Origin of the sequence: Kitasatospora sp. NPDC092948 (assembly GCF_044754805.1) — a bacterium.
In the GTDB taxonomy this organism is placed as follows: Bacteria; Actinomycetota; Actinomycetes; order Streptomycetales; family Streptomycetaceae; genus Kitasatospora.
Genome location: NZ_JBIVPU010000015.1, coordinates 30,115 through 49,536, shown reverse-complemented (window position 1 = coordinate 49,536; position 19,422 = coordinate 30,115). Strand labels below are relative to the sequence as shown.

Annotated in this window: 18 protein-coding genes; 12 read left to right on the top strand and 6 right to left on the bottom strand. The window is 73.4% G+C overall.

The window, feature by feature from the left end; translation table 11 throughout:
* Window positions 1-13 precede the first annotated feature (13 nt).
* Together ACIQF6_RS30845 and ACIQF6_RS30840 are read left to right on the top strand one after the other, a co-directional pair.
* Entirely contained in the window at window positions 14-646 is a 633-nt protein-coding gene (locus ACIQF6_RS30845; protein ID WP_400900879.1) for a class I SAM-dependent methyltransferase, read from the top strand.
* A 172-nt stretch (window positions 647-818) separates the two neighbouring features.
* Window positions 819-1,106: a hypothetical protein gene (locus ACIQF6_RS30840; protein WP_400900877.1), complete on the top strand. Its 288-nt coding sequence runs from the start codon at window positions 819-821 to the stop codon at window positions 1,104-1,106.
* Window positions 1,107-1,152: 46 nt separating this feature from the next.
* Here ACIQF6_RS30840 and ACIQF6_RS30835 read toward each other — a convergent pair whose 3' ends face one another.
* The gene (locus ACIQF6_RS30835) at window positions 1,153-3,123 is read right to left on the bottom strand and encodes an alkaline phosphatase family protein (protein ID WP_400900875.1); all 1,971 of its coding nucleotides are present in this window, start codon (window positions 3,121-3,123) and stop codon (window positions 1,153-1,155) included.
* 768 nt (window positions 3,124-3,891) lie between these two features.
* Here ACIQF6_RS30835 and ACIQF6_RS30830 point away from each other — a divergent pair.
* The 3 genes from ACIQF6_RS30830 (at window position 3,892) to ACIQF6_RS30820 (ending at window position 4,824) form a co-directional block, all read left to right on the top strand.
* The gene (locus ACIQF6_RS30830) at window positions 3,892-4,185 is read left to right on the top strand and encodes a hypothetical protein (RefSeq protein WP_400900873.1); all 294 of its coding nucleotides are present in this window, start codon (window positions 3,892-3,894) and stop codon (window positions 4,183-4,185) included.
* 163 nt (window positions 4,186-4,348) lie between these two features.
* Window positions 4,349-4,510, top strand: coding sequence for a hypothetical protein (locus ACIQF6_RS30825; RefSeq protein WP_400900871.1), 162 nt, complete (start codon window positions 4,349-4,351; stop codon window positions 4,508-4,510).
* Window positions 4,507-4,824, top strand: coding sequence for a hypothetical protein (locus ACIQF6_RS30820; RefSeq protein ID WP_400900869.1), 318 nt, complete (start codon window positions 4,507-4,509; stop codon window positions 4,822-4,824). The genes ACIQF6_RS30825 and ACIQF6_RS30820 overlap by 4 nt, the downstream gene beginning before the upstream one ends.
* Window positions 4,825-4,875: 51 nt before the next feature.
* On the opposite strand, the gene ACIQF6_RS30815 is transcribed toward ACIQF6_RS30820, so the two are convergent.
* Window positions 4,876-5,283: an NTP pyrophosphohydrolase gene (locus tag ACIQF6_RS30815; protein ID WP_400900867.1), complete on the bottom strand. Its 408-nt coding sequence runs from the start codon at window positions 5,281-5,283 to the stop codon at window positions 4,876-4,878.
* Between the two features lie 171 nt (window positions 5,284-5,454).
* On the opposite strand from ACIQF6_RS30815, the gene ACIQF6_RS30810 reads away from it, so the two are divergent.
* Window positions 5,455-6,255 carry an MHYT domain-containing protein gene (locus ACIQF6_RS30810; RefSeq protein WP_400900865.1) on the top strand — a complete coding sequence of 267 codons (801 nt, stop codon included), beginning with the start codon at window positions 5,455-5,457 and terminating at the stop codon, window positions 6,253-6,255.
* Window positions 6,256-6,890: 635 nt separating this feature from the next.
* On the opposite strand, the gene ACIQF6_RS30805 is transcribed toward ACIQF6_RS30810, so the two are convergent.
* Window positions 6,891-8,210: an MFS transporter gene (locus ACIQF6_RS30805; RefSeq protein ID WP_400900863.1), complete on the bottom strand. Its 1,320-nt coding sequence runs from the start codon at window positions 8,208-8,210 to the stop codon at window positions 6,891-6,893.
* Window positions 8,211-8,372: 162 nt separating this feature from the next.
* Window positions 8,373-10,151: an oleate hydratase gene (locus ACIQF6_RS30800; protein WP_400900861.1), complete on the bottom strand. Its 1,779-nt coding sequence runs from the start codon at window positions 10,149-10,151 to the stop codon at window positions 8,373-8,375.
* Between the two features lie 210 nt (window positions 10,152-10,361).
* Between ACIQF6_RS30800 and ACIQF6_RS30795 the strand changes: the two genes are divergently transcribed.
* The 4 genes from ACIQF6_RS30795 to ACIQF6_RS30780 all read left to right on the top strand — a co-directional run bounded on the left by ACIQF6_RS30795 (window position 10,362) and on the right by ACIQF6_RS30780 (window position 15,016).
* On the top strand, window positions 10,362-11,228 hold the full coding sequence (locus ACIQF6_RS30795; protein ID WP_400900859.1) for an NUDIX domain-containing protein: 867 nt from the start codon (window positions 10,362-10,364) through the stop codon (window positions 11,226-11,228).
* Between the two features lie 210 nt (window positions 11,229-11,438).
* Window positions 11,439-12,008, top strand: coding sequence for a hypothetical protein (locus tag ACIQF6_RS30790; RefSeq protein WP_400900857.1), 570 nt, complete (start codon window positions 11,439-11,441; stop codon window positions 12,006-12,008).
* 411 nt (window positions 12,009-12,419) lie between these two features.
* Window positions 12,420-14,393: a putative Ig domain-containing protein gene (locus ACIQF6_RS30785; RefSeq protein ID WP_400900855.1), complete on the top strand. Its 1,974-nt coding sequence runs from the start codon at window positions 12,420-12,422 to the stop codon at window positions 14,391-14,393.
* Window positions 14,394-14,551: 158 nt separating this feature from the next.
* Window positions 14,552-15,016 (top strand): hypothetical protein, encoded by a 465-nt coding sequence (locus ACIQF6_RS30780; protein WP_400900853.1) that lies wholly within the window; start codon window positions 14,552-14,554, stop codon window positions 15,014-15,016.
* A 65-nt stretch (window positions 15,017-15,081) separates the two neighbouring features.
* Here the strand turns inward: ACIQF6_RS30780 and ACIQF6_RS30775 are convergent, their stop codons facing one another.
* Window positions 15,082-16,488, bottom strand: a complete 1,407-nt coding sequence (locus ACIQF6_RS30775; RefSeq protein WP_400900851.1) for an amidase — start codon at window positions 16,486-16,488, stop codon at window positions 15,082-15,084.
* Between the two features lie 132 nt (window positions 16,489-16,620).
* On the opposite strand from ACIQF6_RS30775, the gene ACIQF6_RS30770 reads away from it, so the two are divergent.
* Both ACIQF6_RS30770 and ACIQF6_RS30765 read left to right on the top strand, forming a co-directional pair.
* Complete coding sequence (locus ACIQF6_RS30770; RefSeq protein WP_400900849.1) at window positions 16,621-17,205, top strand: TetR/AcrR family transcriptional regulator; 585 nt, start codon at window positions 16,621-16,623, stop codon at window positions 17,203-17,205.
* A gap of 357 nt (window positions 17,206-17,562) precedes the next feature.
* On the top strand, window positions 17,563-18,702 hold the full coding sequence (locus tag ACIQF6_RS30765) for a serine hydrolase domain-containing protein (protein ID WP_400900847.1): 1,140 nt from the start codon (window positions 17,563-17,565) through the stop codon (window positions 18,700-18,702).
* Window positions 18,703-18,930: 228 nt separating this feature from the next.
* Here ACIQF6_RS30765 and ACIQF6_RS30760 read toward each other — a convergent pair whose 3' ends face one another.
* Window positions 18,931-19,188, bottom strand: a complete 258-nt coding sequence (locus ACIQF6_RS30760; RefSeq protein WP_400900845.1) for a hypothetical protein — start codon at window positions 19,186-19,188, stop codon at window positions 18,931-18,933.
* Between the last annotated feature and the right edge of the window lie 234 nt (window positions 19,189-19,422).

Genomic DNA, 19,422 nt, shown 5'->3' with positions numbered 1-19,422 from the left:
CTAACGTGCCGTCATGAACAGTGACACCACGGACCCCGGCGGCCTGCTGGCCATGGACAGCACCGCCGGGTACACCGACGCCGCCGAAGCCCTGGTCGAGCAGTACGAGAGCGTGAGCTTCGCGGAGGTCCACCGCGAAGTGCTCCACCTGTTCCCGACCCGGCCCGCCGCCGTCCTCGACATCGGCGCCGGCAGCGGCCGCGACGCCGCCGCGCTCGCCGCCGCCGGGCACCGCGTCACCGCCGCCGAACCCACCGCCGCGATGCGCGAACTCGGCCGCGCCCGGCACGCCCACCACCCCATCGACTGGGTCGACGACGCCCTCCCGGAGCTCCCCCGGCTCACCGCCCGCGGCGAGCGCTACGAGCTGATCCTGCTCACCGCCGTCTGGATGCACCTCGACCCCGACCAGCGCGCCGCCGGCATGGCCGCCGTGGCCCGCCTGCTCGCCGACGGCGGCCGGATCGTCCTCGCGCTGCGGCACGGCCCCGTGCCGCCCGGCCGCCGGATGTTCCCGGTCGACGCGCCCGAGACCGTCGCCCTCGCCCGCGCGCACGGGCTCGCGCCGCTGCACCTCGCCCACCGCGAGGACCCGCACGCCCGGGCCGGCGTCAGCTGGACGTACCTCGCGCTGCACGCCGAGTGACCGTCAGGCGCAGCCCCTTGGCGGCAGGGTGAGCGGGGCCTGGTCGGAGAAGGCGCGAGCAGGTCGTAAGGTGGAGACGCCCGGCGCCCGGCGGGTCGGCCGCGCGGCGTCGGCACCCACTGACCGGCACGGCCCTGGACGGCCGAGCACCGAGGGAAGGACGACCTGCGCCATGGCAGCTGACATCCGGGTGGAGCCCCTGGGCGACCGCGAGTACCTGGTCCGGGTCGAGGAGGGCCCGGCGCAGGCCTCCACCCAGATCCGGGTCACCGACACCGTGTTCGACCGGACCGGACTCCCGGCGGGCGAGGAGAGCCGGGTGGTGCACGAGACCGTGGCGTTCCTGATCGAGCGCCAGCCGGTGATCGACATTCCCCCGATGATCGACCTGGACGACCTCGCCGACGCCTACGGCGACAGCTACCTGGAGGAGCTGGACCGCCGCCTCGGCGGCCGCTGACCGCGAGGGGGCGGCGGCCGGCGCCGCCGTTCGGCCGACCGCAGCCTCACCGCTCGCGGTCGGGGCGGCCCAGGCCGATTCGCCGCCCCTTTCGCCGCGCCTTTCGCCGTCGGCGCCGCCGGGGGGCAGCGGCGGCCGGCGGGGGGAGCGGCGGTGCGGCGATGTCCGTCCGGACGCCGACGGCGCGCAGCTGCGAGGTGACTCGGGCCAGGTAGGCGTGGGCCTCCCCGACCGTGCGGAACCGGCCCACCTGCTCGGCGATCCGCTCGCGCTCGGCGGGGTGCAGGCGGGCGTCGTGGAGTGCCGCGACCTGGACGAAGCCCCGCAGCGTGGGAGTGAGCGGCCGGTCGGCGGCCGCCGCGGGGGCGGGAGGCCCGGCCCGCCGGTCATCACCGCAGGTCAGCTCGGGTGGGTGCGGAGCGGGGAGGGTCAGCGGGGCATCGCGCGGCGTGTCCGCGGACAGCAGGTGGCGGAAGTCGTCGGCGCCGGCATCGCGCGCGGTCAGGCTCGGCAGGCCGTAGAGGCGTTCGACCGTCGCCAGCAGCGATGCGTGGTCGTAGCGGGTGTGGTCGACGAGGTTGCAGTTCCGGTCGTCCGGTCCGCCCGGCGGGACGGCGGGGATCCAGGGCGAGACGACGACGGCCGGGACACGGACCCCGAGCCGATCGAACCGGAAGCCGTGGCGGGTGTTGGCCGGGTCGCAGACATCTCCGGGTGGGACCGCGGAGGGCGGCGCCACGTGGTCGTAGAAGCCGCCGTGCTCGTCGTAGGTGACGACCAGCAGACTCGACTCCCAGTGCGGTGACTGCCGAAGCGACTCGTAGACGTACTTGATCAGGGCCTCGCCGCGGGTCACGTCGTCGATCGGATGCTGGCTGTTGCCGCACTGGAAGCTCTGGCCGTGGGTGATCGCATGGCCGTAGCTGGGCTCGACGAAGACGTACGCGGCGGAGAAGTCGGGGTCCCGCAGGTCGGCGGCGAGCTCGTCCACGCCGTGGAAGTGGGCCGCCATGGCGTACCGGTTCATGCCGGCGAGCGCACCGATCTGCGGCAGGGCGTCGCCGTGGTAGACCCGCCAGTCGTACCCCCTGCGGTCGAGCGCGTCGTAGATCGTCCCGTTCTCGAACTTGTAGCCGTCGACCTCCGAGCCGACCGTCTCCGCGACGTCCGGGCTCCGGTCCAGCCCGCCCGAGGTCGCCGCGTGCAGGAAGAGCCGGTTCGGCCACGTCGGCCCCGGCAGGGACGAGAACCAGTTGTCGCACAGGGCGAACTCGCGGGCGAGCGTGCTGAGCACGGGCACCTGGTCGCCGGTGAAACACGCCAGCACCGCCCCCAGGTCCTGCGAGGCGGCCGCGTTGTTCTCGGCCTCGACCTGGTTGGCGTAGCTGTCCACGAACCCGTCCATGGTGAGCGGCGGGTAGCTGCCGGTGCAGTGGCACTTGTCGCCGTGCGGCGTTCCCGTGATCGGCACCGAGGCGAGCTGCAACTGGACGTCGCAGAACTCGTGCGGCGGGTCGACGGGCATCACCAGCGGCGCACCGGCGCGCACCCGGAAGCCCCGGTTGCCGTCGCTCGCCGACGGCCCGTCGACGGTGGTCCGCAGCCCGGTCAGCGCGTCGATCCCGACGCCCGGCCGGAAGCCGAGCCCGGCGTCGGCCGTGCCGGTGGAGAGGCCGAGCATGTGGTCGAACGAACGGTTCTCCATGACGAGCACGAAGACGTGCTTGATCTTTCCGTCCGGCACCTTCGGACCGCCGAAGAGGCGGCACGGAATCCAGAAGACGCACCGGACGACGGACGCCACCGCCGTGAGGACCTGGTAGAGGGCCCAGGCGCACACCCGGCAGACCCGATCGGCCAGCCCGTAGGCCGCCCGGCAGAGCCACGACCACGGCCACCGGTCACCGCACCGGCCGGAGCCCCGGTCCGCCCACCCGGCACCGGCGTGCACGAGCTGCGCGTGCCACCTGTCCCGGGTGCGGACGATCGCGTACCGGACCTCACCGCAGAACGACATCGTCCGGCGCTCCCGCCCGGGACAGGGCCCGCAGAGTCCGATCCCGGCCGCACCGCCACCGGATCCGCGGGACCGCGACGACCACGCCCGCACCTGCCACTTCGACGCGGATGCTGCCGGACACCTCTTCACCGCCTTCCGGCCGGGCCCCCCGCCTCGTGCTGGGACGCTCCCGGCCTGCGGCCCGCACGCCCCGCCGCGGGGCCGATCGTCCGGATCGCCGGCGACCGGCGCCCGCCCGGGGCCGCCCCGGCCTGGGCCTGGGTCTGGGTCTTGGGCACCCCGGGGCAGGAAAATTCAGCCATTCGGCCCTGTTCCTCCATGTAACCGCCGTTCGGCCACCTGCTCAACTCCACGCCCGGCCACGCCCGCCAGCGCGCGGCCGGGCTCCGCGGAGAGGGCTCAGGGCTCCGCGGAGAGGGCTCAGGGCTCCGCGGAGGGGGGCTCCGGGCGACGGGCCCGTCCGCCGTGTGCCCGGGGGCTCCCGCGGTGGGGTGGACACCGGGCCCGGCCGGCCGTCGCCGGATGCCGGCGCCCGCCGCGCATCCGCCTGACACCGGGACAGGCCGGTGACGTGCCCGCGGGCGAGCCGGTCGCAGCGGGTGGTCGCCGACCGCCGCGGCCCGGCACGAGAAGCCCGGAAACGCCTGGCCGCAAGCGAACTGACGGACCGTCGGCACGGGCGCGGGTGTGCCGCGACAGGGGTGCCCGGATCCACCGGCAATGCGGGATTTGCGTAGATACTGGCAGGTCAAGCAGGCTCTACGCATGAGCACACCCGTGTACCGGGGCCCCGCCCTGCTGCTGGCCGACGGACTGGAGATCCCCGTCCAGGTCGAACTGACCGGAAACGTCCCCGAACTCGGCCTGCCCGGCTGGACCGGCGTCCTGGAGAGCGGCGACACCCGGTTCAGCTCGGGCACGGTCCGCAGCGGGCGGCTGCGGCTGCCCGGTGGGTGGGAGGGCGGCTTCGCGGTGATGCGTCGACTGCTCGGCGTCTCCACGGTCTGGGTGCGGGGCAACGACGTCGAGGCGTCCCCGGCGGACTGGCCGACCTGCTGACGGCACGCCAACGGGGGCGCGAAAGAGGCGCGGAGCGGGCGCGAGAGGCGCACGGTGCACGCGGCCGGTGCGCGGCCGAAGCCGCACGTCCGAGTGGTCCGGCGGCGAACGGCTGTCGCTGACCGGGGTCGACACGCTACGGTCTGTGCTCTGGAGGTGGCCGATGACGGATCAGCAGACCTGCCCGGGCTGCGCCGGGACCCGCGGCACGGAGAAGACCGAGCACACCGTGGAGACCGACGGACAGGGATGGCAGCAGCCCGTGCGGCGCACCTTCTGGTCGCCGTGCACGGTGTGCGCGGGCTCCGGGGTGGTGCACCGATGAGGCTGGTCTTCGTCTGTCAGACCTGCGGCTGCCACTACCTGGTGCCACCTGCCCTGCACTACCCCGACGGCGGTCGGGCCAGCGCCGTCTGGTGCTCCGTCTGCCAGGCCGCGGCAGCCCGCCGCGGCGCCCCCGAACCCGCCGGACTCGCCGCCGTCGCCGTGCTGCTCGCCGTCCGCGCCCTCAAGGCCGCCCTCGCCGCCCGCGACCGGCAGCACCGCGACCAGCCGCGCCCCGACCGCCGCCCCACCCGCCCCGGCCGCACCTCCCGCGGCCGCACCCGCCCCACCGGGGCCCGCACCCGGCTGGCCTGAGCCCGCAACCGGCCGGCCCGGGCCCGCCGAGGGCTGCTGAGGATCGGTCAGTCACGGTCGGCGGACGGTGCGCGGGCCCAGCGGAGTGGCGCCGAGAGCGGTGACGCGCTCCCGCAGGCCGCGGTCGGCGGTGACCACCAGGCAGCGCCCGGGCCGCGCCTCGGCGACCAGCTCGACGATCCGGTCGTCACCGCTGCCGGGGGCGGACTCCACCCGGACACCGGGCACCGACTCCACCCCGCGTGCGGCGCCCTCCACCACCAGAACGACCGTCAGCGGGCCCGGCAGCTCCGGGAGCCCGTCGCGGGCGACCGCCAGCAGGGACTCGCGCAGACGCTCCGCCGCGCCGCGCCGATCGCGCCACCAGCCGTCCGGCACCGAGCCGACCACGTTCGCGCCGTCCACGACCAGCAGTGGCGGCGGAAGTTCGGCCTCGGCCGGGCCGTCGAAGTTCTCCATGGGCGTCAAGACTGCCACGCCGCAGGCGGATCGAGGGCAGATGGAGAGTCCGTGGAGGGAAGAGAAAGGTCGCGTGAAGGGGTTGGTACGGACCAGTAACTGCGGGGCGGTATTGTCTGTGCGGCAAATCCCGCACGAGCATTCGCTTTTTTTGATCGGACCCCCCCTCGCATGAATCACGGCACCATGGCCCATCTCGACGGATTCCAGTACGGGTGGGTGAACCCGGTCATCGCCTACGCCATCGCATGCGTGGGCGCGGCCATCGGACTGCGGTGCACGGCCCGGGCCATGACGCTGGCCCCGCGCAAGCGGGCCGGCTGGCTGGCGCTGGCCGCCGGGGCGTTCGGCTGCGGAATCTGGTCGATGCACTTCATTGCGATGCTTGGCTTCACGGTGGACGCCTCCACCCTGGTGTACGACATTCCGCTGACGCTGCTGAGCCTGCTGGTCGCGGTCGTGGTGGTCGGCCTCGGCATCGGCTACGTCGGCTACCGGGGCCCCGGCACCGGCACCCTGCTGACCAGCGGCGTGCTGACCGGCTGCGGCGTCGCCGTGATGCACTACCTCGGCATGGCCGCGATGCAGGTCGAGGGCAAGGTCTCCTACAACACGCCGCTGGTGGTCGCCTCGGTCGCGATCGCGATCGCCGCCGCCACCGCCGCGCTCTGGATGACGCTGCACATCAAGGGCCTGGCGGCGGCGCTCGGCGCGGCGCTGGTCGCCGGCGTCGCCGTGGTCGCCATGCACTACACCGCGATGGCCGCCGTCACCGTCGCCCTGGACGGCCGCGCCGCTGGCACCGGCGTCCCCGCCTCACAGTTCGCGCTGCCGGTGGCCGTCGGCATCGTGGTAGTGCTCGCCGTGGCCGGCCTGGCCGTCGCCTTCTCCCCGCAGGACCCCGAGCCCGGCACCGGCCCGGCCGTCGAACCGATCCGGGTCGACCTGTTCGGCGGCCAGCAGCGCCACTGATCCCGGGCGCCGGGCGCCGGGCGCCGGTTGCCGGTCGTCGGTCGTCAGTCGCCGGGCGGCCGATTCGGCGGGCGGCGTTCGGAGTTCCGGGCGGCCCGCAGGGCGCGGGGGAGGGTGGGCGCGACGGCACGGAGAGCCGTCGTGCGCCGACGCCCCGGTCGGCCGCGCATCGTGATCGCGGGCTTCCCGGACGTCGGGCTGCTCGGCGTCACGGGCCCGCCGAGGGCTTCGCGGGGACCGGTCGGGAGTCCGACGGCCGGTCCGGCTGCCTGGCTGTAGCTCGCCGGTCCGGCCCGTGTCGGCGCAGGTGTCCGGGCTGCGCATGACGTGATGTTCGATCAGGTGGTTGGGCTGCCGGAGGCCGTGCTCGGTGACGTTGGGCTGCTCGGCGTCACCGGCCCGCTGAGGTTTTCGCGGGGACCGGTCGGGAGTCCGACGGTCGGTCCGGCTGCCCGGCTGGAACTAGCCGGGCCGGCCCGCGCCGGCGCACGCAGCCGGACTTCGCACCGACGTGATGTTCGATCAGGTGGTCAGGCCGCCGGACACCGTGCTCGGCACCGTCCGCCGGTTTGCCTTCGGCGGTGCGTTCTCCGCCGTCGGCGACGTGGCCAGTGCGGCGGCTGCGGCGGCTGGGCTCAGCCCGATGCGGCCGACGGCGTGGGGAGTTCGGTGTCCTGTGCGGCCCCCGGCGTGGTCGTGGCGGCAAGGCGGGCGGCGCTGAAGTGTCGCTGGGCGTAGGCTGCGGCGGTGGTCGCCGCGCCCAGGGTGAGCCAGCCGAGCGGGCCGGTGGAGATCACCGCACCCGTCAGCAGCAGTGGGCCCGCCGCCTTCTCGGTGGACTGGGCCATCCCGGCCACCCCGAGGTACTCGGGGCGGGCCCGCTCCGGGGCCAGCGCCACCGACAACTCCCAGGACACCACCGAGCGCACCAGCTCCGCGAAGGTCAGCAGCACCGCCGCCACCAGCAGCAGCAGCGAGGCGAGCAGCGCCCCCCGGCCGTGCGCCGCGGCCGCCGCCGCACAGCAGCCGAGCACCGTGAGGCCGTACATCGGCACCGCGCGCACCGCCTGACGGGGCGTGCGGACCCGGGCGGAGACCCACAGCTGCGCGGCCACCACCAGCACTGTGTTGATCGCCAGGAACGCCGGGACCAGGGCGTGCGGGGCGCGGGTGGAGTGGATCAGCCACAGCGGCAGGCCGACGTTCAGGATCGCGTCGTCGATGGTCAGCGCGCAGTCCAGGGCCACGAACCGCAGGTAGCCGCCGTCCCGCCACGGGCTCGGCCGGGGCGCGGAGCCGGCGTCCGGCGCGGCCTGCCCGGACCCGGCGACCACCCGGCCGCGGTGCCGCGGCTCCCGGAGGCCCGCCACCATCGCGGCCGACAGCAGGTAGGACAGCACGTCCGCGAGCAGCAGCGCCCGGTACGCGGCGGGGCTGCCGACGGCGAGCCCGATCGCGGCCAGGCCCGCGCCTGCCGCGTACCCCGCGTTCATCGCCGTCCGGGACAGCGCCCGGTAGACCGAACGCCGGTCGCCCGCCACGTCGGTGGCGAACAGCATCTCCATCGCGCGCGCCGCCCGGTCGCCCAGCGCGGACACCGCGACCAGGCCCAGCAGTGCGCCGAACGAGGAGCAGAACAGCACCGCCGCCAGCGACGCCGCCCGCAGCAGGTGACACCCGATCAGCACCGGGCGGCTCCCGAGCGACGCGGCCAGCCGCCCGGCGACCGGCGAGCCGGCGATCCCGGCCACCGAGGCCACGCCGAGCAGCAGTCCGACCCGACCCGCCGTCAGGTGGTCCACCTCGGTGAAGTACAGCACGCAGGCCGCCGCCCACACCCCCGACCCGGTCCGGTCCGCGAACACCACCAGCAGCATCGTCCGCCCGGCCGCCCCGCCCGGCGGATTGCGCAGCTGGGACCACAGCCCACCGCCCCCGTGTCCGCCGTTTCCCATCGCCGCCACCCCGTTCCCGCCCCGCTCCGATCCGTACCCGGAGCACTCTGCCGGAGAAATCTCTCGATATCAAGATGCTTGATGTCGAGACGAAACTGCGCGGGGGCGGACAGTCGGGTGCCCCGGACCGGACCGGCCCGGGGCACCCGACTGTCAACAGCCCTACTCGGGAAGCAGGTTGTACTCGTTCAGCAGCTCGCCGATCTCCGAGGTCTCCAGCCGCTTGTTCAGCCGCTTGCGCAGCACGTGCGGGCCGGGCAGCGCCACCGGCTCGCCGTCCCGCAGCCGGCTCGCCGCGTTCAGCAGCGCCCGCACGTCGTACGTCGAGTTGAACACCTCCGGCACGCCGCGCTCCACGCCCAGCAGCCGGTACGCCGCCTCCATGCCGGTGCGCACCGAGTACTCGGTGGTGAAGATGCAGTCCCGAGTGGTCTCCGCGAACTGCCCGATGAAGGCGAAGTTCACCGCACCCGGCGGCACCACGTCCGGACGGTCACCGGCCTTGCGCGGCATGAAGAACGAGGTCACGTACGGCATCATCACCGGCACGCACTTGGCCGCCTCCGACGCCAGCTCGTCGATCTGCTCCACCGGCACGCCCAGGTGGTACAGCCACTCGCGGGTGATCTCCTCGCCCGTGCACTCCTGCATCGGCTTCTTCACGTAGTCGCCGGGCACGTCCACGAACAGCGAGTACAGCCAGACCACGATCTGGTCCTTCGGCTGCTGCTTGAAGTGCGGCTGCCGGTTGACCGTCCAGCTCAGCAGCCACGACGAGTCGCGGACCGTGACGATGCCGCCCGTCACCACGCCGCCCGAGAACGGGTCGCGCTTGCACACCTTCTGGATGTACTCGGGGATGCGGCGGTCCAGCGTCGTCACCGTCGCCGACTCCCACTTGGTCTGCGGAATGTGCGAGCCGAACACGTCCGGACGGCCGAAGTCCGGGTGCTTGGCCGCGATCCGCCGCCACAGGTCCCAGGCCGGCGCCGGGCCCTCGTCCAGCTTCGCCGGGGTGTGCTGGTCGCCGTTGTCGGAGTTCTCGGTCAGCGAGCCGATGGTGGTGAACACCAGGTCGTCCGCGGTCAGTTCGACACCGCCCCGCTCACCGCCGGAGACCCAGTGCAGCGCCGTCACCTGCTTGCGGTCGCCGTCGAAGGCGAAGTCGACGTCGGTGACCTCGGTGTCGTACCGGAACACCACGCCGTGCTCCTTCAGCCACTTCACCAGCGGCAGCACCAGCGACTCGTACTGGTTGTACTTGGTGAACTTCAGCGCCGAGAAGTCCGGCAGCCCGCCGATGTGGTGGACGAAACGGTGCAGGTAGAGCTTCATCTCCAGGGCCGAGTGCCACGGCTCGAAGGCGAACATGGTGCGCCAGTACAGCCAGAAGTTCGACGCCATGAAGTCCTCGCCGAACACTTCGTCGATCCGCCTGCCCTCCATCTCCTCGCGCGTCGCCATGAACACCTTCATCAAGTCCCGCTGTGCTCGCTCGGTCAGCGCGAACAGGCCGTTGGTGCCCGCGTCCCGGCCCTGCTGGTGGGTGACGCGCTGGAGGGAGAAGTTCGGGTCGTCCTTGTTCAGCCAGTAGAACTCGTCGAGGACGCTCGCCCCCTCGATCTCCATCGACGGAACCGAACGGAACAGGTCCCAGAGGCACTCGAAGTGGTTCTCCATCTCGCGGCCGCCGCGCACCACGAACCCGCGCTCCGGCTCCTCGATGCCGTCCAGCGCACCGCCCGGGATCTTCTGCTGCTCCAGAACGGTGATCCGCTCACCGGCCATCTGCCCGTCCCGGACCAGGAACGCCGCACCCGCCAGCGACGCCAGCCCCGAGCCCACGAACCACGCGCGCTTGTCGTCCACTCCTGCGGGCTTGCGGGGCCGTGCGAACGCCTCGTAGTTGCCGCTGCTGTAGTACATCGAGCGCTCCCTCATCCGTCGTTCCACGGACCGACCAAGATCGCCGGCCTCGTGTTCCACCCAACCCGTCCTTATGTCGGCGCGCACGGCGGGATGCCCGCATTGCGCTGTTCGGGTGAATATGCGTGCCGCCGTGTTCAGGCCTATTTCGCACGGGGCATTGGCACCCGTCGTGCCGCTGCCTAGGGTCGGCAACAGGCCCACGCCGACCGGGGAGGACACCCCATGACCGGTCCGATCGCCCACACCACCAGCTACGGCGCGCTCTACTTCACCGACCGCCACGGCCACCCGTTCCAACTGCGTTCCGCCCGCCACCCCGACCGCTGGCAACTCCCCGGCGGCGACAGCGCCCCCGGCGAAACCCCCTGGCAGACCGCCCTGCGCGGCGCCCGTGAACAGCTCCAACTCGACCCCGAGACCGAACAGTTCGCCACCGGACGCCGCCTGCTCGCGGTCCTCCACCACACCCCCGACGCCCACCGGCCGCTCGCCACGACGGGCTTCGTCTTCGACGGCGGCACCCTCGACGACCGCCAGCTCCACCGCATCCGCCTCACCGCCGAACACGCCGACTGGGCCGTCGACACCCTCTGGCGCTGGCGCCACCGGATGCGCCCCCACGACCACCGGCGCCTGATGCTCGTCGACCGCGCCCGCCGCGCCCGCACCACCCTGTACGCCGAACACCCCGACACCGGCGCCGACGCATTCGAAGGCGTCCTCGTCCTGGTCACCACCCCCGCCCGCGACCGCGTCCTGCTCAACCTGCGCGACGAGCGCCCCGGCATCGCCTGGCCCGGCCACTGGGCCCCGATCGCCGGCTGGCGCGAAGGCCACGAGAGCGCCCGCGACTGCGCCGCCCGGGAGATCCGCGAAGAAGCCGGCATCACCGTCACCGGGCTGCACCCCCTGCCCGCCCCGCGCCACCCGCTGATCGCCGGCACCACCACCGTCCTGCACGCCGTCTATGACGGACCCGAACGCGCCCTCGTCCTCGGCGAGGGCCAGGCCGTTCGGCTGGTGCCCCGCGAGGAGATTCCCGCCCTGCGCACCCCGCCGTATCTGGCCCACTACCTGGCCCACCTCTGACCCGCCGTCGGCAGTCGCGCCGCGCGTCCCGGCCTCGCGGACGCCCCGGCCGGCCGCGCCGCGCAGCCCGGTAAGCAGGCCGAACCGAACGTATGACGGAATGTCAATAGTCGGTGCCCGGACGTTCGGTGTGATCGGTGTGCCGAGTGGATAGGCTTGCAGGCAGCACGGCCACAGCGGCCGATTCACCGAGGGGGAATCCACACCACAATGTCGTACCTGCGCACCTTCCTGCCCTGGATCGTCTTCGCGGTGATCCCGTCCGCCCAATGGAAGTGGGCCGCCCTGGCAGGCCTGGTCGTCGCCGCAGCCGTGATCCTCCAGCAGCGCAAGGCCGGCGCGGCCTTCGACGCGCTGATCATCGAGCTCGGCTCCGCGCTGTTCTTCGCCGCACTCGCCGTCATCGCCTTCGCCGACCCGCACTCCGGCGTCCGCGACTACTCCGCCGCGCTCTCCTCCGGCTGCCTCGCCGCCGTCACCGGCATCTCGCTGCTGATCGGCAAGCCCTTCACGCTCGGCATCGCCAAGCGCACCACCCCGCCCGAGATCTGGCCGCTCAAGCCGTTCATCCGGGTCAACGTCGTCATCACCACGGTGTGGACCGCCGCGTTCGCGGTCACCGCCGTCGTCCTGGCGGTGCTCGCCCACGGCGGCCACGGCCACTCGCTCACCACCCTGCTGGTGCAGATCGCCGGCTTCGTCGTCCCGATGGTGTTCACCGTCCGCTACGTCGCCCTGGTCCAGTCCCGCCGGCCCGACGCCCCGTCGACGTCGACCTGACGGGCCGGCAATTCGCCCACCACGCCCGGCCGCCGGAGATCTCCGGCGGCCGGGCCGTTTTTTGCCCGGAATTCAAAAGTCTCGCAAAGCGGCGGTAGCGAATTCCACCCGAAGTACCAAGAACAGGGATGCCAAGTTGAAAACTGTTGATGCGCAGAGGAGTTGGCAACCTGCCCGGACATGCAGCACCACCTGCGCAGATGTGAATCCTGAAGATTTCCTTAACCTGCTCCATTGACTGTCCGTCAGCGGCTCTGCTTTGCTTCTGGCCGCGGACAGTCAGGAAATGCAGGCGGGCCGAATTCCGGCGCCCGGTATGCGTTTTCCGCTGTCCGGTTCCCGCCCCAGGTATATCGGCCGCACTGCGCCCCACCGAGGTTCGGGCGGCCGGAGGAGAGAGGCCCCCCACCCATGGGAATGTCCCCCACCGCCATGCGGTCGAGGCTTGCGGCGCTGACCGGCGCCGCCTCGCTCGTGATCGCCGCCGCCGGACTGGCCGTCTCGGCCGCCCCGGCGAACGCCGCCACCGCGGCCCAGCCGGCTGCCGCCGCCCCGTCGGTATCCGGTCAGGCCCACCACGGATCCGCCGGGACCGGCGGCATCTCGAACGAGTTCAACCCGTTCGCCCCGGCGCTCACCGACAGCAGCATCCCGGGCATGAAGCAGTACGCCAAGCAGAAGCAGGACCGCATCGCCCACCAACCGCAGGCCGCGGCCACCGGCCAGCAGACCCTGTCGTACGGCGGCGGCGTGGACGGCATAGGCGTGCAGAGCGGCCACTCCAAGGTGTACCTGGTGTTCTACGGCTCCCAGTGGGGCACCCAGGGCACCGACGCCAACGGCAACCTGACGTTCTCCAACGACACGGCGGGCGCCGCGCAGGCCGCGCAGAACATGTTCAAGGGCATCGGCACCAACGGCGAGACCTGGTCCGCCGACCTCACCCAGTGGTGCGACGGCCCCAACGTCGCCGCCGGCGCGGTCAGCTGCCCGTCCAACGCCGCGTTCGTCCCCTACCAGACCGGCGGCGTGCTCTCCGGCGTCTGGTACGACAACGCGGGCGCCGAGCCGACCAACCCCACCGGCCACCAGCTCGGAGTGGAGGCCGTCAACGCGGCCGGCCACTTCGGCAACACCACCGCCGCGGCCAACCGCGACTCGTACTACGTGGTGCTGTCGCCGAAGGGCGCCGACCCGGACAACTACCAGAGCCCGACCCAGGGTTACTGCGCCTGGCACGACTGGAACGGCGACACCACCCTCACCGGCGGCGCGGTCACGTCCAACTACGGCGACATCGCGTTCTCCAACCAGCCGTACAACATGGACATGGGCGCCTCCTGCGGCGTCGGCTTCGTCAACTCGCCCGGAACGCTCGACGGTTGGACGATGACCCTCGGCCACGAGTGGCACGAGATGATGTCCGACCAGAACCCGGCCGGCGGCTGGACCAACCAGGTCTCGGGCTCCTCGTACAACGGCCAGGAGAACTCCGACGAGTGCGCCTGGCTCCAGCCCGGCACCGCCGGCGGCGCCGCCAACGTCAGCTTCGGCTCCTACGGCACCTTCGCCGAGCAGGCCAGCTGGTCGAACGACACCAACTCCTGCGCCATTTCGCACGCCATCCTCACCCACGGCGGCGGCACCACCAACACCGTCACGGTGACCAACCCCGGCACCCAGAGCGGCACCGTCGGCACCGCCGCCAGCCTGCAGATCAAGGCCACCGACTCGGCGTCCGGCCAGACCCTGACCTACGCGGCCACCGGCCTGCCGGCCGGCCTGACCGTCAACTCCTCGACCGGCCTGATCTCCGGCACCCCGACCGCCGCGGGCACCTCCTCCGTCACGGTCACCGCCACCGACACCACCGGCGCGGCCGGCTCCACCAGCTTCAGCTGGACCGAGGCCGGCAGCGGCAGCAGCACCTGCACCGCCGGCCAGCTGCTCGGCAACGCCGGCTTCGAGACCGGCACCGCCGCCCCGTGGAGCACCAGCACCGGCGTGGTCGACAACTCCACCTCCGAGGCCGCCCACAGCGGCTCCTGGAAGGCCTGGCTGGACGGCTACGGCTCCGCCCACACCGACACCCTCTCGCAGACGGTGACCATCCCGACCGGCTGCAAGGCCACCTTCAGCTTCTGGCTGCACGTCGACACCGCGGAGACCAGCACCACCACCGCCTACGACAAGCTGACCGTCCAGGCCAACTCCGCCACCCTGGCCACCTACTCCAACCTGAACGCCGCCACCGGCTACGTCCAGAAGTCCTTCGACCTCTCGTCCTACGCGGGCCAGAGCGTCACCCTGAAGTTCACCGGCGTCGAGGACGCCTCGCTGCAGACCAGCTTCGTCATCGACGACACCGCGCTCAACGTCTCCTGACGCGGCATCACCCCTCCGGGGCGCCGGGGCGGACCCACCACGGGCCCGCCCCGGCGCCGTCGCACGCGCCGGGATCCGAACGGGCCGCCGCCGCGTCCCATCCGCACACGCCCGCCGGCCCGGGCCGCGCCCGACCCGCGAAGAGACGGAGCACCGCCATGACACCGAAGCCCGGCAGAGCCGCCGCCCGCGCCGCCGCCCTGCTCGCCCTCGCCGCGCTGACCGGCTGCGGCACGACGACGACGACCACCGCCGCCGGCCCCGCGACCGGCCCCACCGCGTCCGCGACGGCCGCCGGCTCCGTCGTGCTCGACGAGTCCGCCGACCGCACCCGGATCACCGTCGCCCCCGGCACCGTCATCCGCACCGAACTCCACAGCACCTACTGGTCGCCCGCCACCAGCACCGACCCCGGCCTGCTCGCCCCCACCGGACAGCCCTCCACCGCCGCCGCGCCCTCCTGCCGCCCGGGCAGCGGCTGCGGCACCGTCACCACCGCGTTCACCGCCCGCACCGCCGGCACGGCCCGGCTGACCGCCCACCGCAGCAGCTGCGGCGAGGCCAGGCCCTGCGCGCCCGCCCAGCAGGACTTCACCGTCGACGTGGACATCGCCGCCGGGTGACGGTCCCGCCCGCCGCGCCCGGGTGACGGACCGTCGGCGGCGCGGGTGCGGACGGCGGAAGACCGTCAGCAGCGCGGGTCGACGGGGGAGAGGGTGCCGAGCCGGTCCTCCAGGTGCTGGGCGGCGGCGAGGCAGAGGTCCTCGCAGAACGGCCGGCCCACCAGCTGCACGCCCGTCGGCAGGCCGTCGTCCGCCGGGCCGGTGGGCACCGCCACCGCCGGGACGCCGACGAAGCTGGTCACCGAGCACAGCCGCATGGCGGTGGTGACCCGGTCCCGGCCCTCCTGGTCCCGCGACTCCAGGCCGGGTTCGACCGGCGGCTCGGTGAAGACCGGGCCGAGCAGCAGCGGATACTCCTGAAGGAACTCCGCCCAGCTGCGGCGGATGTTCATCCAGGTGCCCATCAGGGCGATCAGCCCGGCCGCGTCGACCTGCGGGGTGGCGCGCATCGCGAAGCCGATGAAGCGGTCGCCGCCCTCGCCGAGGATCTGCCGCACCGCCGGCCAGGAGGGCGTGAACTCCGCGACGGTGAGCCGGTGGAAGGAGTCGAACGCCTCGTCGAAGCGGGGCACGTCCGCCACCTCGCGGACGTCGTACCCCGCGTCGGCCAGCGCCCCGGCGGCCCGCTCGACGGCCCGTCGGACGGTCGGGTGCACGCCGCGCCCGCCCGGGTCGGCGACCACGGCGACCTTCGGCGGGCCGTCGAGCGGACGGCCGTACAGCGGTACGGGCACGGCCCGCGGATCCCGCGGGTCGGGCCCGGCCAGGGACTCGAACGCCAGCCGCAGATCGCCCACCGTGCGGGCCAACGGGCCGTCCACGACCAGGACCTGGGAGGCCGGTCCCGGGTCGTTCGGGCCCAGCAGGCGCTGGTCGGCGGCGAACCGCCCGGCGGTCGGGTTCAGCGCCGCGACGCCGCAGAACGCGGCGGGGATGCGGACCGAGCCGCCCGAGTCGTCGCCCAGCCCGAGCGCGGCCATGCCGGTGGCGACCGCCACCCCGTCCCCGCCGCTGGTGCCGCCCGGAGTCAGCCCGGCGTCCCACGGGTTGAGGGTGTCGCCGTAGAGCTCGCTGCGGGTGTGCATGCCCGACAGGATCATCGTCGGCATGTTGCTGTGGCCGATCGGGATCGCCCCTGCGGCGCGCAGCCGGGCCACCGGGATCGCGTCGGCCGGGGCCGTCATGCCCGCGAACCGCGGCGTGCCGAAGGTGGTCGCGAAACCCTCGACCCGGATGCACTCCTTGACCGAGAACGGCACCCCGGCGAGCGGCCCGAGCACCTCGCCCGCGGCCCGGCGCCGGTCGGTCCGCCGGGCCTCGGACCGGGCCCGGTCGGCGAACAGCTGGGTGACGGCGTTGACCCGGGGATTCACCTCGGCGATCCGGGCGAGATGGGCGTCCACCACATCGAGCGCGGACACCTCGCCGGCCCGGACGGCGGCGGCGAGAGCGCCGGCGGAGAGCTTCCACATGGTTCGGTCCTCCTGAGTTTTTCCGATGCGATTGCATCGGAACCGAGCGGCACCCTAGCCGACGAACCGATACACTCGCATCGAATAAAACGTCGCGGGATCGAATGGAACGTCGCGGGGAGGCCGCAGCAGATGCCCAAGCAGGTGGACCACGAGGAACGCCGCCGTCACATCGCCGACGCCGTCTGCGCCCTGATCGACGAACAGGGCCTGGAAGCCGCCACCCTCCGCGACGTCGCCGCCCGCGCCGGCGTCTCCATGGGCGCCGTCCAGCGCTGCTTCCGCACCAAGGACGAGATGCTGGAGTTCGCCCTCGCCCACATCGGCCACCAGGTCACCGCCCGGGCCCACGCCCGGCTGCGCGCCGCCCCCGCCCAGTCCCCGGCCAGCACCGTCGGCCACCTCGCCCACGAGGTCGCCCTGCTGCAGACCCGGCACCGCGCCCAGGCCCGCACCTGGCTGGCCTTCCTCGCCGCCGCCGCCGTCAACCCCGCCCTCGCCGCCGGCCTCCGGGCAAGCTACACCGACCTGGAAACCCTGCTCGCCGACCTGATCGCCGCCGCCGACATCCCCGACCCCGCCCGCCAGGCCCGCACCCTGCTCGCCCTCACCGACGGCCTCACCGCCCACGTCCTGATCGGCCACCGCACCCCCGAGGAGGCCGAACACCTCCTGCACGCCCACCTGTCCCAGCTCTGGGGCGACACCGCGGAGTGACCCCGACACCCCGCGCCGGCCGGGAAGAACGGCCGCGCCGCCCCCGGAGACCGTCCGCGGACCCCGAGCCCCTGCCGAGCCGAAGGACGCCACCGTGGCGCTCGCCGGAAAGGCGCTCGCCAGGAAAGGGGCCGCCAGGAAAGGGGCCCGCCGCATCCCCGTCGACGGTGCCGCCCACCGCCCGTGCCCGTCAGGGTTCCTGATACATCGTCAGGACGGCATCCCCGGCCCGGATCCCCGGCGGGCGGCGGGCGGCGCTCCTCCTCGGCGGCGACGGCGGCCCGCCGGGGCGCGTGGTGTTCTGGAGCGGCCGGCGCGGCCGGCCCCGTGTCCGCCCCGCCAGAGGAGCGCTGTCCCGTGAACTCGCCACCCCCGTACCGACGTCACCTCCGCCGCAGCGCCGTCCTCGCCGCCGGCTGCGCGCTGCTGCTCGGCGGGACCGCCCCGTCGGCGCTCGCCGATGCCAAGGCGCCGGACGTCGTCCAGCAGCGGCTGAACACCCTGGTCGCCGGCGACCGACTGCCCGGCGCGCTGGCGGCCGTGCAGGGCAGGGACGGCCGGACCCGCGGCTACACGGCCGGGGTCGGCGACCTGGCCACCGGCGCGAAGGTCCCGGCCGACGGGCAGGTGCGGATAGGCAGCAACACCAAGACGTTCGTGGCGGTGGTCGTCCTCCAGCTGGTGGCGGAGGGCAAGGTGAGCCTGGACGCCTCCCTCGACACCTACCTGCCCGGCCTGATCCACGGCGACGGCATCGACGGGCGGGCCATCACGGTCCGCCAAGTCCTCCAGCACACCAGCGGGTTGGCGGACTACACCGACTTCCTCGACCTCGCCGACCCGGGTCAGTACATCGAGCCGCGCGACCTGCTCGACATCGCCCTCGCGCACCGGCCGGACTTCGCGCCCGGCACCGACTGGAAGTACAGCAACACCGGCTACCTGATCGCCGGACTGATCGTCCAGAAGGTCACCGGACGACCCGTCGGCGAGGAGATCACCAGGCGCGTGATCGACCGGATCGGCCTGCGCCACACCTACTTCCCCGCCCAGGGCGACATGACCGTCCGCGAGCGCCACCCGCACGGCTACGTGATGCCCGAGGAGCCCGGCGACCGGGCGTTCGACATCACCGAGATGGACCCCTCGTGGGCCTGGGCGGCCGGTGCCATGATCTCCACCAACTCCGACCTGAACCGCTTCTTCGCCGCGCTGATCGGCGGTCAACTGCTGCCCCCGGCCCAACTCGCACAGATGCGGACCACCGTCCCGGCCGCCTACATGGGCCCCGGCGCGCGCTACGGGCTGGGCATCGCCAGCCGCCCGCTGTCCTGCGGCGGCCTGTACTGGGGCCACGGCGGCACCATCCCCGGCTACGTCACCCGCGGCGGCGTCACCGAGGACGGCCGCGCCGCGAACATCGCGGTCACCGCGGTCCCCGACCCGGAGGCCAAGCAGCGGGTGGCCGACGCCGTCGACGCGGCGCTGTGCCGCTGAGCCGCTGTGCCGCTGAGCCGCGCTCTGTGCTCTGTGCTGCTGTGCCTCGCTGCGCCGAGTCGGTGAGCCGCGGCGCCGGGCGGTGAGCCGGCTGCGCCCCGAGACGCACATCGACCCGCGGCCGGCCGCAGGGGCCGTGGCACGCGGGTCGAGAGGTGTGGGCGGTGGGCGGTGGGCGGTGTCCGGCGGGCGGGGGAGTCCGCCGGACGCCTGGCCCGGAGTCGGTTCTCAGAAGTGGGCGCCGGCCTCGGTGAAGGAGCCCGAGACGCCGTTGTCGTCCGCCCAGATCCAGAAGTCGTGGTGCTCGACCCCGTGCTCGTCGACGTAGGAGCACTTCTCGGCGAGACCGGCGCCGGACTCGTTGGCGACGAACTGGGTCTTGCCGAAGTGGGCGTCGAAGTCGTCGGCGGAGGCGAGTCCGGCGCAGCCGATCACGAGGGGAGCGGTGAGGGCGCCGACGGCCAGGACACGCTTGAGAGCACGCATGGGAAATCTCCTCCGAGTGGGTGGATCAATGGCAGGGCGCGATGGTGGCCCGCCGATCCCAGGACGACATGGGCCGCACGGGCCCGCAATGCGGCCGTGCGCCCATGTGGTCCTGACGGAGCGTCACCGATCCCTGCGCGGGCACGGCGGGGACGGCGCGAAGCTTCACCCCTGGGTGGCTGCTCGACCGGCTCACCCGGGTCGGCTGCGGCGCCGGCCGGGAGTCGCCCTTCG

Coding starts and splice junctions, on each gene's coding strand:
- ACIQF6_RS30845 (WP_400900879.1), top strand. CDS start 14: ATGAACAGTGACACCACGGACCCCGGCGGCCTGCTGGCCATGGACAGC.
- ACIQF6_RS30840 (WP_400900877.1), top strand. CDS start 819: ATGGCAGCTGACATCCGGGTGGAGCCCCTGGGCGACCGCGAGTACCTG.
- ACIQF6_RS30835 (WP_400900875.1), bottom strand. CDS start 3,123: ATGTCGTTCTGCGGTGAGGTCCGGTACGCGATCGTCCGCACCCGGGAC.
- ACIQF6_RS30830 (WP_400900873.1), top strand. CDS start 3,892: ATGAGCACACCCGTGTACCGGGGCCCCGCCCTGCTGCTGGCCGACGGA.
- ACIQF6_RS30825 (WP_400900871.1), top strand. CDS start 4,349: ATGACGGATCAGCAGACCTGCCCGGGCTGCGCCGGGACCCGCGGCACG.
- ACIQF6_RS30820 (WP_400900869.1), top strand. CDS start 4,507: ATGAGGCTGGTCTTCGTCTGTCAGACCTGCGGCTGCCACTACCTGGTG.
- ACIQF6_RS30815 (WP_400900867.1), bottom strand. CDS start 5,283: ATGGAGAACTTCGACGGCCCGGCCGAGGCCGAACTTCCGCCGCCACTG.
- ACIQF6_RS30810 (WP_400900865.1), top strand. CDS start 5,455: ATGAATCACGGCACCATGGCCCATCTCGACGGATTCCAGTACGGGTGG.
- ACIQF6_RS30805 (WP_400900863.1), bottom strand. CDS start 8,210: ATGGGAAACGGCGGACACGGGGGCGGTGGGCTGTGGTCCCAGCTGCGC.
- ACIQF6_RS30800 (WP_400900861.1), bottom strand. CDS start 10,151: ATGAGGGAGCGCTCGATGTACTACAGCAGCGGCAACTACGAGGCGTTC.
- ACIQF6_RS30795 (WP_400900859.1), top strand. CDS start 10,362: ATGACCGGTCCGATCGCCCACACCACCAGCTACGGCGCGCTCTACTTC.
- ACIQF6_RS30790 (WP_400900857.1), top strand. CDS start 11,439: ATGTCGTACCTGCGCACCTTCCTGCCCTGGATCGTCTTCGCGGTGATC.
- ACIQF6_RS30785 (WP_400900855.1), top strand. CDS start 12,420: ATGGGAATGTCCCCCACCGCCATGCGGTCGAGGCTTGCGGCGCTGACC.
- ACIQF6_RS30780 (WP_400900853.1), top strand. CDS start 14,552: ATGACACCGAAGCCCGGCAGAGCCGCCGCCCGCGCCGCCGCCCTGCTC.
- ACIQF6_RS30775 (WP_400900851.1), bottom strand. CDS start 16,488: ATGTGGAAGCTCTCCGCCGGCGCTCTCGCCGCCGCCGTCCGGGCCGGC.
- ACIQF6_RS30770 (WP_400900849.1), top strand. CDS start 16,621: ATGCCCAAGCAGGTGGACCACGAGGAACGCCGCCGTCACATCGCCGAC.
- ACIQF6_RS30760 (WP_400900845.1), bottom strand. CDS start 19,188: ATGCGTGCTCTCAAGCGTGTCCTGGCCGTCGGCGCCCTCACCGCTCCC.